The following is an 11450-nucleotide window of genomic DNA, read 5'->3' on the forward strand; positions in this document are numbered from 1 at the left end:
CCGTGTTACCGACTTCAGGCGCGGTCAGGGCGGCGGAGGGCTACCGGTACGCCACTCATAAAGGCCTGGTTGCTCAGCTTTTCGTAACTGCCCGGGCCGTTCGGCAGCAGCGCATTGATGTTCACGCCGGGGTAGCGGTTGGCCACCCGTAGCCCTGGCGTTTTCTGGTTTCCCCAGCCATGGGTCATGGCCACGACCCCAGGGCGCAGGCTGTCGTCACTGCGTGCCAATGCGGTCACCTCGCCATACTCATTGCTGACTTCCAGCGGGTCTCCGTCAGTGAGCCCCAAAGCTGCCATGTCCTGCGGATGCATGTGCAACGGGTTATGGTCGTGCTTGCCCCGTTTCAGTTTGGCCACGTTCTGGTACCAGCTGTTGTGCATGTAGTTGGTTCGCAAGTTGATCAGTCGGTAGTCCGGCGCCTGATCCTTGAGTGCCTGAAACTGTTCGCTGGCGAGGGCTATGGCGTCGGCAAACAAGGGGGGGCAACAATCCACCCGCTTGTCATCGGTCTGGACAAAATCCGTATAGAAACGACCAATGGACTGGGTATCCAGCACCACGGTGCCGGAGGGAGCGGCTTTAAGGCTATCCACGGAAAGCTGGTGGCGCGCCATCATGTGTTCCAGTCGGCCAAAGGGGTTGGGCTGGTCCAGCAAGGGAGCGTTCATGCCCATGTGTTGCAACAGGCGAGACAGTATCCACCACTCTTCCTTGCGTTGTCCGGCGGCAGGAACCACCGCATCGGTGTATTGCACATGGGGCTGATACTGCATGCCCAGCCCGCAAATGTTCAGGTCCGGGCGCTCCAGCATGTCGGCGGCGGGCAGCAGGTAGTGCGCGTATTCCCCGGTGGCATTGCGGAACAGGTCAATGACGATCAGCAGATCCAGTTTCTCCAGCGCGGCGCGCCAACGGGCTTCACCGCCGACGCTGAGCAGTGGGTTGCCGGCAATCACCACCAGTGCACGGACCGGGTTGTCATCATCGAGAATCATGTCCGGCAGCAGGTTGCCCGGCAGGGCGCCACGGATATGTCGCATCTCGCCGTAGCGGGTGGAGAAGAACAGCTTGTCCAGACGTGCCCGGCCGGCCTTGGCGGCCGGGTAAAACCCTTCGCTGTAAAAGTTGCCGCCAACCTTGTCCAGGTTGCCGGTGACAAAGCTGAGCATCTGTAACAGCCAGTAGCAGAGCGTGCCATGGCGTCCCATGTTGACGCCGGTAGACATGTGCACGGCGGCGCGTTCAGCGCCACTGAATTCCTCAGCCAATGATCGAATTTGCCCTGCATCGAGCCCGACCACTTCTGCCACCGCGTCGGCGGAGTAGGGCGCAATAAAGGCACGCAGTTCGGCCACATGATTGCCGTGCTGCGCCAGCACCGCTTCGTCGAAACGCCCCAGCGCATCGATTTCATGGAGCAGGGCCGCCATCAGATACAGGTCAGTGTCCGGCAAAATTTGCACCACCTCACCGGTTTTCGGGCTGGCGGATTCAATCTGGCGGGGGTTGATGTAATAGACGCTGGCACCACGCTGGCAGGCCGTGCGGATCTTGGCCATGGGGTCGGCGATGGAGATAAAACTCATGTGCGAGACTTTCGGGTTCTCGCCGAAAATCAGCAGGCAGTTGGTGTTCTCGATATCCGGCAGCGGGTGCAGGGTGCTGGTGCCAAACACGGCTTCACCGGCCGCAAACTTGTTCGAGCAATCCTGGGTGCCGGAGTTGAAAATGCGGCGGCTGCCAATACCCATGAAAAAGTCGCCAATTCCCTGGCTGCCCAGTGCATTGAAGGCAGTGGGGTTGCCGATATAGCCGGCGATGGCATCCGGGCCGTACTGATCCCGAATGGCATTGAGTTTGCTGCCGACCGCCGCGAGGCTGGAGTCCCAGTCTTGCGATTGCCACTGGCCTTCGCCGGGCTGGCGGGAGCCCAGGCGTTGCAATGGGGTGTCCAGTCGATCCGGGTCCTGGTGAATGGCCAGATAGTTCACCCCCTTGTGGCAGGCAAAGCCCTGGCTCACCGGGTGGGTCTTGTCCGGCTGCAGGCGCTGGATCGTATTATTGTCGACCTCGGCCAGCAGGCCACAGGACGGTTCGCAGACGCGGCAGAACGTAGATACAGTTTTCATGGCTCTCGTCTTCTGTCTCTCCCTTTCCTTGAGGCTGCCCGAAGGGGCGCCTGAGGGACATGACCAGAGCACTCAAGCAGTCGTTAATGGCGGTGTATCTGTCGTGTTTGGCTGGCCCGGCAGTGGTGGCTACTTCAATGCGGCCATGATCAGGGCAACCGCCTGCTGGCTGACCGCTTGCATGTCCTTCCGGTCCACGTAGACGCCATCAATGACCAGCCGGCACAAACCGTGAATGGTTGCCCAGCTGGCCTGGGCCACTCGTAACGGGTCAGTGGCAGCGGGCAGGCGACCTTGCACCAGGGCGCCGAGGCCTTCCGCGTAACGGCGAAAGCTGCGGTATGCCACCCGTTTGAGCTCATCGGTTGGGGTGCCGCTTTTCCAGATGGTACGGCCGAACATCAGTTCGTACTGTTCCGGGTTCTCGGTGGCGAATTCCAGATATTCGATCACGAAGTCCTGGATGTCGGGGTGGTCGCCTGCGCTTTCCAGTTGCCGTTCGATAATGCTGTCCAGTTCGGCGAAGGCCTGGGTGGCCAGAGCGCAGAGCAGGGCATTCTTGTCCCGGAAGTGGTGATAGGGAGCCGTTCGGGAGACCCCGGCACGCTCGGCCAGCTTGCGCAACGACAGACCCTCTACTCCTTGTTCATTGAGCAGGGCATTGGCTTCCTGAAGCAACGTATCGTGCAGGTCTCCGTGATGGTAGCGCTCGGCTTTCGGCATGGCGGTTTCCGGGTTGGCCGCAGGGCCATCGCGATTGGCCAGCGGGGAATCCTTGTTATCTTGACACCGTCAACATAACGCCCTAACTTGACGCTGTCCAGATACAAAATAGCCATCGTTGTTGCGCTTCGGAGAGCCATCATGACAGCCAAGCACTACCCGAACCTGCTCGCCCCCCTCGATCTGGGGCACACCCAACTCAAGAACCGGGTGATCATGGGGTCCATGCATACCGGTCTGGAAGACCGCTTCTGGCAATTCCCCAAGTTGGCGGCCTACTTCGCGGAGCGTGCCCGTGGGGGCGTTGGCCTGATCGTGACCGGCGGTTTTAACCCGAATAAAAAAGGCTGGTTCTATCCTTTTGCGGGGTTATTTAACAGCCGGCTGGACATTCGCAACCATCGCAAGGTGACCGACGCCGTGCACCAGGAAGGCGGCAAGATTGCCCTGCAGATCCTTCATGCAGGCCGTTATAGCTATCACCCGTTCTCTCGTTCTGCCTCGGCCATCAAGAGCCCGATCAACCCGTTCAAACCCAAGGCCATGTCCACCAAGGAAGTGGAGCAGACGGTCAAGGATTTTGCCCATACCGCCTGGCTGGCCAAGCAGGCCGGTTATGACGGTGTGGAAATCATGGGCTCTGAGGGGTACCTGATTAATCAGTTCACCGCCCCGCGCACCAATAAACGCACCGACAAGTACGGTGGCAGCGCCGAAAACCGTCGCCGTTTCCCGGTGGAAATTGTGCGCGAAGCCCGCAAGCGCTGTGGTGACGATTTCATCATCATGTTCCGTCTCTCCGTGATTGATCTGGTGCCGGAAGGCTGTACCCACGAAGAGGTGCTGGATCTGGCCCGTGAACTGGAAGCCGCTGGCGCCAATATTCTGAATTCCGGTATCGGCTGGCACGAAGCGAGGGTACCGACCATCGTCACCTCCGTTCCCCGTGCGGCTTTCGTTAAAGCCACCCGTCAGGTGAAAGATGTTGTCTCCATCCCGGTAGTTGCCTCCAACCGCATCAACGATCCGGATCTGGCAGAGGCTATTCTGGTCGATGGCGATGCTGATGCGGTGTCCATGGCGCGTCCGCTGCTGGCCGATGCCGAGTTTGTGAACAAGGCGGCCGAAGGCCGTGCCGACGAGATCAACACCTGCATCGCCTGTAACCAGGCATGCCTGGACCACACCTTTTCGCTGAAGCGGGCCTCCTGCCTGGTGAACCCGCGAGCCTGTCATGAAACCGAATTGCTGTATCTGAAAACCGCCGACCCGAAAAAAGTGGCGGTGGTGGGGGCTGGCCCTGCAGGGTTGTCCTGCGCGACCGTCGCTGCTGAACGTGGCCACAACGTCACTCTGTTCGATCAGTCAGCAGAGATTGGTGGCCAGTTCAATATGGCCAAGGTGATTCCCGGCAAAGAAGAATTCCACAACACCATTCGTTACTTCACCAAACGCATCGAGAGCACCGGGGTTAACCTGCAGCTCAACACCCGCGTGGAAATCGCCGACCTGGAAAAGCAGGGTTTTGACGAAATCGTCATCGCCACCGGTGTGACCCCGCGGACGCCCGGCATCCCCGGCGTCGACCATCCCAAAGTGCTTTCCTACGTGGATGTGCTGCGTGGCAAAGCCGAGGTCGGCGAAAAAGTGGCCGTGATCGGTGCTGGCGGTATCGGTTTTGATGTCTGCGAATTCCTGGCCGAAGCCCCCCGTGAAGGCGAGCAGCCGCTGCCCGAGTGGATGAAAGAGTGGGGCGTGGACATGGACAGCGACAGCCGTGGTGGCCTGGTAGAACCCGACGTGGAAAAACCCGTACGCCAGCTCACACTGCTGCAACGGAAAACCACCTCGCTGGGTAAAGACCTGGGCAAGACATCCGGCTGGGTACACCGCGCCACCCTCAAATCCCGCAACGTAGAGATGCTGGCAGGGTGCAGCTACGAAAAAATCGACGACGCCGGCCTGCACATCAAGATCGGTGAAGAAACCCGCGTCCTCGATGTAGACCACGTCATTCTCTGCGCTGGCCAGGAATCCCTGAAAGAGCTCTATCAGGACGGTAAAGACCACTTTCATCTGATCGGCGGTGCCGAACTGGCCGCAGAGTTGGACGCCAAGCGGGCTATACGTCAGGGGGCAGAGGTTGCAGCCAAGCTGTAATTTGCTACACGCGTCCCGCTGAATACCACGAAGCCCCGCATTGCGGGGCTTCGTGTTTGGGGGAACCGCGAAATTTCGTGAAGAACCGGGCGGCCATCTAGTCAGTACGCTGCGATTCCCCATCGATGATGACGTGGCTGTCGTTTGCTCCCGGGGTAGGCTGAAACGGTTGCTGCGTCTGGCGCGTATAGGTGGCGTAGGTAAAGCCTGCCTGACCCCGGGCAGTGAATCCCTGAAGGGTTCCTTTCGCCAGAATTCGGCGGGCCATGATGCCCCGTGAGGCGGGCAGCAAAAGGGCAAAACCAACCGCGTCGGTGATGAATCCGGGAGTAATGAGCAACGCACCGCCGAGCAACAACATGATGCCTTCGACCATTTCCTGGCCGGGCATTTCGCCTTGCTGCATCTTCTGGTTCAGCCGAACCCAGGTCTCCAGTCCCTGGCGGCGAAACAGATAGCTACCCAGCAGGGCGGTGACCACCGTGGCCACAATGGTCACTGGCCAGCCTATCAGGCCGGCGACCTGGGCCAGCACCACCACTTCCAGAAGGGCAAAACCAAAGATAAAGAAAAAAAGTCGACCAAAGCTCATGGGCTTTCCTGTCCAGTGTCAGTATTCAAAAGATGGTGATGGTAAGACCCGGATTCAAGCCAGGGGTTCACAGCACGGCGGCAGTGGAGACTAGCTGTTCCCGTAACCAGCGGTGCGCGGGGTCTTTATCCAGGGCGGGTGACCAGAGCAGGTAGATTGGGACGGGGGGCAGCGGGACCGGGAAAGCCAGCACCTGCAGTTGCATGGCGTGGGCATAATGCAGTGCCAGTCGCCGGGGCACGGTGGCGATCATATCGGTGCCAGCAACGGTGGCAAGCATGCCGGCAAATTGGGTTACTCTGGCTCCGGTGCGGCGTTGCCACCCGGGGGTGTCCAGAATCTGGTCCAGAGGCAGTCGGCGGTTGCGATCCGGTAGCACGACATGCTCTTCGCTGAGGAACTGCTCTTTGCTGCAATGCCCCCGCAGGCAGGGGTGCCCGGCCCGCGCGACCACGACCAGTTCTTCCTCCAGCAACACCATCCTGTTCAGGCGGGGGTCTTCCGGAATAAAGGCATCGATGGCCAGATCCGAGCGGACCTTTTGGAGATCCTCAGACATCGCATCGGTGGCGGTTATCACCTCGACGACGACCCCCGGAGCCTGCTTGCGTACCTGTGCCAGTAATGGCGGCAGCATGACCATTTCGAAATAGTCCACGCTAACCAGCCGGAAATGCCGATCGCTGCTGGCGGGGTCGAACCGGTTTCCCGGATCCAGCGTGTCGCGCAGGGCGGCAAGCTGTGGCGCCAATTGTTCATGCAATTCGCGTGCGCGTGGGGTGGGCTCCATTCCTTGACGGGTTCGCACAAAAAGTTCGTCCGCCAGGCAGTAGCGTAGCCGCTGCAGGGCCGCACTGATGGCTGGCTGGCTCATGCCAAGGGCATCTGCGGCCCGCGATAGCTGGCCAGCTTCCATGATGGCATCGAAGACCGGCAGCAGATTAAGGTCGATTCCGCGTAAATTCAGTTTCATGGATATTATTTATATCAAATATCGATTAGGAAAATAAATACACCTTGTCTAGGTTTGGTGTGGCGCACAACCCACACTGGAGAATAACAATGGACCAGATACTGACCTTGTCGGTCACCACTTTCATTATCCTCACTGCAATTTGGGAAGTTTTTGCCGGCCGTACCCGCGATGGGCGTAAAACCCGCCAGGACTGGAAAGTGGCGTTTCTTGCCACCTTCATGATGGTCGCAATTCAGCGCCCGTTGGTGCTGTTGCTTATTACCTTCGGACTGACCCGCCTGTTTCCGGGCAGTGCCGGTTCTCTGGCCTGGCTGGAGGCCGATTATTTCGTGCCGACGTTGATCGCCTTTTTCTGTATTGAGGAGTTTCTGCACGGCTCATTTCACCTGTTTGCCCACAGCCGCCGCCCAAAGAACAGGGTGCTGCAGTGGGTCCAGGCGTTCTACAAGATGAGCCATCGCCCGCACCATCTGGCCGGTGGCCAGGATAACAAGGGTCAGTTGTCCGTTACCCAGACGTTTGTGAATGGCTGGGCCTGGTGGTTCATCATGCCCAACTACACTTTTCAGCTGGTGTGCCTGTATCTGGGCCTGGTGGAAGTCTTTCTGGTGGCGACCGCCTTCAAGGGGCTGTGGGCAGCCCAGACGCACGTGAACTGGAACTGGGATTTGTACTTTCACAATCACAAGTGGGCCTGGGTGCGTAAGACCATGTGGGCGTTGGCGCATGTGATTACCTTCCCGACCCAGCATCACCATCATCATGCACGTGGACCGAACTCCGCCAAGAATGTCACAGCCACCCTGGCGATTTACGACTGGTTGATTTTTGGCACGCTGGCTATTGAGAAGGAAAAACCGAAGATGTACGGCTGGCGCCAGAATGATGAAGAAGCCAATAGTGTGCTCAAGCGCTATTTCTTCTGGGATGTGCGTGAGCATATGCCGGGTGGAGCGGCCAGGGCGAAGGCGAAGAAAGCCGCGAAAAGAGTCGCTGAGGCAGCCTGATATTCCCCGCTCGGGAAGTCTAAACGAGCAGCTTGCGAGCTTGCCTGACGCCCGGGAGCCTGCAGGGCGGCATAATCACTTGCAGCAAGTGTGGCTCAGCTCCACAAAAAAGCCGCACCTTGCGGCGCGGCTTTTCTGTTGATCGTGTAGCTCAAGCTTCACACCCCGTTGTGGTCTGAAGCTTGCCGCGTGAGGCGGTTATGCACCCAGCAGCATCTGGCCACATACTCGCACAACGTTGCCGGTCAGGCCCTGAGAGGCCGGGCTGGCAAAGAAGGCGATGGTTTCGGCAACATCCACCGGCTGACCGCCCTGGTTCATGGCGTTCATGCGACGGCCCGCTTCACGAATGGTGAAGGGGATGGCAGCGGTCATCTGGGTTTCAATGAAGCCCGGAGCCACGGCATTGATGGTGATGCCTTTCTCGGCGTACTCATCTTTGTAGGCATCGATCATGCCAATCACAGCCGCTTTGGAGGCGCCGTAGTTGGTCTGACCCAGGTTGCCCGCAATACCGGCGATGGAGCTGATGGAAATGATGCTGCCGCCTTCGCTGATGCCGCCATCGGCCAACAGCTTTTCATTGATGCGCAGCTGGCTGGCGATGTTGATGTCCAGCACCATGTCCCAGAATTTCTCCGGCATGTTGCCCAGCATCTTGTCGCGGGTGACGCCGGCGTTGTGAACGATTACATCGAAACCGCCGACCGCTTTGCCCTTGGCTGCGATGGCTTCGGGTGCTTCGGCTGCAGTGATGTCCAGCTCCAGAGTGTCACCACCAATCTGCTCGGCAACCTTGTTCAGGTCGTCGGCCATGGGCGGGATGTCCAGCACGGTTACGGTCGCGCCGTCACGGGCCAGCACTTCGGCGATGGCAGCACCAATACCGCGAGAGCCGCCAGTAACCAGGGCTTTCTTGCCGGCCAGAGGCTTGTTCCAATCGAATTTTTTGGCGTCAAAACCAGCTTCAGAAACACGTACTACCTGGGCAGAGACGTAAGCGGATTTGGGCGACAGGAAGAAGTGCAGCGGAGAGGCCAGTTGCGCCTCGGCACCTTCATTCACATAGACCAGCTGTGCGGTTGCGCCTTTCTTGATTTCCTTGCCCACAGAGCGGGTGAAACCTTCCAGAGCACGTTGGGCCACGCGGGCGGTGCCGGTCTGGGTTTCCGGGGTGCGGCCAACGACCACAACTCGGGCACACTTTTCCAGCTTGCGGATCACCGGGTGGAAGAACTCCCACAGGGCTTTCAGCTCGTCCGGGTTTTGAATACCGGTGGCATCAAAGACCAGACCTTTGAACTTGGCATCGTCATCGCGGTTGGCAGTGTAGTTGTCTGCATCAACGCCCAGCTTGCCGGCTTTCTTTTGCAGCTCGGAAGCATTGCCGTTGTTGGCCAACACGGAAACCTTGGCTTCCGGTGCCCCTTTCAGGGTGCCGAGAATGCTGTCGACAGCGGTAGAACCGTTGGCGGCACCTACCAGTACACGGCCCTTGATGAAGGAGGCCTGGCCCGGCTGCCAACGATCGAGAATGACCGGAATGGGGAGATTGATTGCGCCAAACAGCGCCTTGCCCATGGGGGAATTGGCAATCGCCTGATAGGTATCGCTCATGATCCTGTCCTTTGCCATCAGAGATGAATGTGTCCGGTTAACCTTATGCCAACCAGAACGGGTTTAAAGAGGTGCCGAAAGAAGACAGCGCAAAATCAGACTTCTTTCGTAGGGCAGTCAAACCGGCCCTGTCGCACACTGGCGCGTATTGAATCACTGCAATGTTGCGGGTGTATTGACCGGCACCCATGTTCAAACAGTCGTTTGAGCCAATGAGGCATTGACCGGTGCGGGTAGACTGCGCCCTGAGTAGTGAATACCGTGGTCGCGCTGACCACAGACGTCATCCTGAGATGACTGCCTGATTCTGTTAGAGGACATTGTTATGCTGGCAGGTAAAGCCGTACGCAAGGTTGCCATTATTGGCGGTAACCGTATCCCGTTTGCCCGTTCCAACTCTGCTTACATCGACACCAGCAACCAGGAAATGCTGACTGCTGCTATCGATGGCCTGGTAGACCGTTTCAAGCTGCACGGCCAGAAGATTGACGAAGTGGCGGCCGGCGCTGTGATGAAGCACGCCCGTGACTTTAATCTGGTGCGCGAATCCGTACTGGGTTCCAAGCTGGCCCCGGAAACCCCGGCTTATGACCTTCAGCAAGCCTGTGGTACTGGTCTGGAAGCGGCCATCCTGGTTGCCAACAAGATCGCACTGGGTCAGATCGATTGCGCCATCGCTGGCGGTGTGGACACTACTTCCGATGCGCCGCTGGGTGTGAACGAAGATGCCCGCAAGGTATTCATGGCCCTGAACCGTGCCAAGACCAATGGTGAGCGCGCCAAGCTGGGTCTGAAACTGCTGAACCCGAAATCCCTGATGCCCGACATCCCCAAAAATGGTGAGCCGCGCACTGGCCTGTCCATGGGCGAGCACCAGGCGATTACTGCGAAAGAGTGGGCTATCCCCCGTGAAGCGCAGGACGAGCTGGCATGGAAATCCCATCAGAATCTGGCCAAGTCCTATGAAGATGGCTGGCAGGATGACCTGATTTCCCCGTTCAAGGGTCTGGAACGCGACAACAACATGCGGGGTGACTCCACCCTGGAAAAACTGGCCACCCTGAAGCCGTGCTTTGGTGGCCCGGATGGCACCATGACCCCGGCCAACTCCACCCCGCTGACCGACGGTGCCTCTGTGGTGCTGCTGGCCACCGAAGAGTGGGCAAAGGAGCGTGGTTTGCCCGTGCTGGCTTACCTGACCCTGGGTGAAGCCGCTGCTGTTGACTTCATCGGCAAGAAAGAAGGCCTGCTGATGGCACCGGCGTATGGCGTGCCGAGCATGCTCGACAAGGCGGGTATCACCCTTCAGGATTTCGATTTCTACGAAATCCATGAAGCGTTTGCCTCCCAGGTGTTGTCTACCCTGAAAATGTGGGAAGACGAGAAGTTCTGTAAGGAAACGCTGGGCCGCAAAGAGGTTCTGGGTAGCATCGACCGCAGCAAGCTGAACGTGAAAGGCTCCTCTTTGGCGGCCGGTCACCCGTTTGCGGCGACTGGCGGCCGTATCATTGCCAACGCTGCCAAGCTGCTGAACGAGAAAGGCTCTGGTCGTGCACTGATCTCCGTGTGTGCTGCGGGTGGTCAGGGTGTGGTCGCGATCCTCGAGAAGTAATCGCTTCGGCGTATCTGCCGAGCGCTGGGTGACGTAATGTCGCCAAGGAAAACGGGCCCCTCGGGGCCCGTTTTTTTATGCCCGCAAAGCGCTCTTTCTCCTGCTATGCCTTAAGCAGGCAGTCAGCTTGCGTTAAGGCTGAGTTCAGCTTGGGCTTCTACAGTCTCTCCTGTGTTCAACAGACATGTGTTCAACCCAAAGGAGATACGCCATGAACACCACCGCCAAACTAATGATCGCCACCCTGATGGGCATGGCCGCCAGCAGCGCCGCTTTGGCTGATGACGTGCCCTACAATCAGGTACAGTCGTTGATCAAAGACGGCACCATCCAGTCGCTGGACAAACTGGACAAGGTGGCAACCGACAAGCACCCCGAGGCGACAATCACCGACACGGACCTTGAGCATGAATACGGCCGTTACATCTATCAGGTGGAGCTGCGTGACGCGCAAGGTCAGGAATGGGATCTGGATATCGATGCAACCAGTGGTGAGCTGCTCAGTGAAGAGCGCGATTAAGACAGCGTTATCTATGCATGTTGACAGCAGGGTGGCACTGGTCACCCTGCTGTTATTGTGTCCGTTAAGTCTGGTCGCAGATGATGTCAGCCATGATGAGGCTCTGAGGCT

General features: G+C 58.6%; 9 protein-coding genes. 4 read left to right on the forward strand and 5 right to left on the reverse strand.

Features of this window, described 5'->3' with window-relative positions:
* Window positions 1–14 precede the first annotated feature (14 nt).
* Together Q672_RS29830 and Q672_RS29835 are read right to left on the reverse strand one after the other, a co-directional pair.
* Entirely contained in the window at window positions 15–2132 is a 2118-nt protein-coding gene (locus Q672_RS29830; protein ID WP_022986192.1) for a molybdopterin-containing oxidoreductase family protein, read from the reverse strand.
* A 129-nt stretch (window positions 2133–2261) separates the two neighbouring features.
* Entirely contained in the window at window positions 2262–2855 is a 594-nt protein-coding gene (locus tag Q672_RS29835) for a TetR/AcrR family transcriptional regulator (RefSeq protein ID WP_022986193.1), read from the reverse strand.
* A gap of 141 nt (window positions 2856–2996) precedes the next feature.
* On the opposite strand from Q672_RS29835, the gene Q672_RS29840 reads away from it, so the two are divergent.
* Window positions 2997–5015 carry an NADPH-dependent 2,4-dienoyl-CoA reductase gene (locus tag Q672_RS29840; RefSeq protein WP_022986194.1) on the forward strand — a complete coding sequence of 673 codons (2019 nt, stop codon included), beginning with the start codon at window positions 2997–2999 and terminating at the stop codon, window positions 5013–5015.
* Window positions 5016–5112: 97 nt separating this feature from the next.
* Here Q672_RS29840 and Q672_RS29845 read toward each other — a convergent pair whose 3' ends face one another.
* Window positions 5113–5607: an FxsA family protein gene (locus Q672_RS29845; protein ID WP_022986195.1), complete on the reverse strand. Its 495-nt coding sequence runs from the start codon at window positions 5605–5607 to the stop codon at window positions 5113–5115.
* A 67-nt stretch (window positions 5608–5674) separates the two neighbouring features.
* Entirely contained in the window at window positions 5675–6580 is a 906-nt protein-coding gene (locus Q672_RS29850) for a LysR substrate-binding domain-containing protein (RefSeq protein WP_022986196.1), read from the reverse strand.
* 89 nt (window positions 6581–6669) lie between these two features.
* On the opposite strand from Q672_RS29850, the gene Q672_RS29855 reads away from it, so the two are divergent.
* Window positions 6670–7590 carry a sterol desaturase family protein gene (locus Q672_RS29855; protein WP_022986197.1) on the forward strand — a complete coding sequence of 307 codons (921 nt, stop codon included), beginning with the start codon at window positions 6670–6672 and terminating at the stop codon, window positions 7588–7590.
* 198 nt (window positions 7591–7788) lie between these two features.
* Here the strand turns inward: Q672_RS29855 and Q672_RS29860 are convergent, their stop codons facing one another.
* Window positions 7789–9207 carry a 3-oxoacyl-ACP reductase gene (locus Q672_RS29860; protein ID WP_022986198.1) on the reverse strand — a complete coding sequence of 473 codons (1419 nt, stop codon included), beginning with the start codon at window positions 9205–9207 and terminating at the stop codon, window positions 7789–7791.
* A gap of 325 nt (window positions 9208–9532) precedes the next feature.
* Between Q672_RS29860 and Q672_RS29865 the strand changes: the two genes are divergently transcribed.
* Together Q672_RS29865 and Q672_RS29870 are read left to right on the forward strand one after the other, a co-directional pair.
* Window positions 9533–10819 carry an acetyl-CoA C-acetyltransferase gene (locus tag Q672_RS29865; RefSeq protein WP_022986199.1) on the forward strand — a complete coding sequence of 429 codons (1287 nt, stop codon included), beginning with the start codon at window positions 9533–9535 and terminating at the stop codon, window positions 10817–10819.
* A 211-nt stretch (window positions 10820–11030) separates the two neighbouring features.
* Window positions 11031–11339, forward strand: a complete 309-nt coding sequence (locus tag Q672_RS29870; protein WP_022986200.1) for a PepSY domain-containing protein — start codon at window positions 11031–11033, stop codon at window positions 11337–11339.
* Window positions 11340–11450 lie beyond the last annotated feature (111 nt).

The organism is Alcanivorax sp. P2S70, from assembly GCF_000475295.1.
GTDB classification, from domain to species: domain Bacteria; phylum Pseudomonadota; class Gammaproteobacteria; order Pseudomonadales; family Alcanivoracaceae; genus Alcanivorax; species Alcanivorax profundi.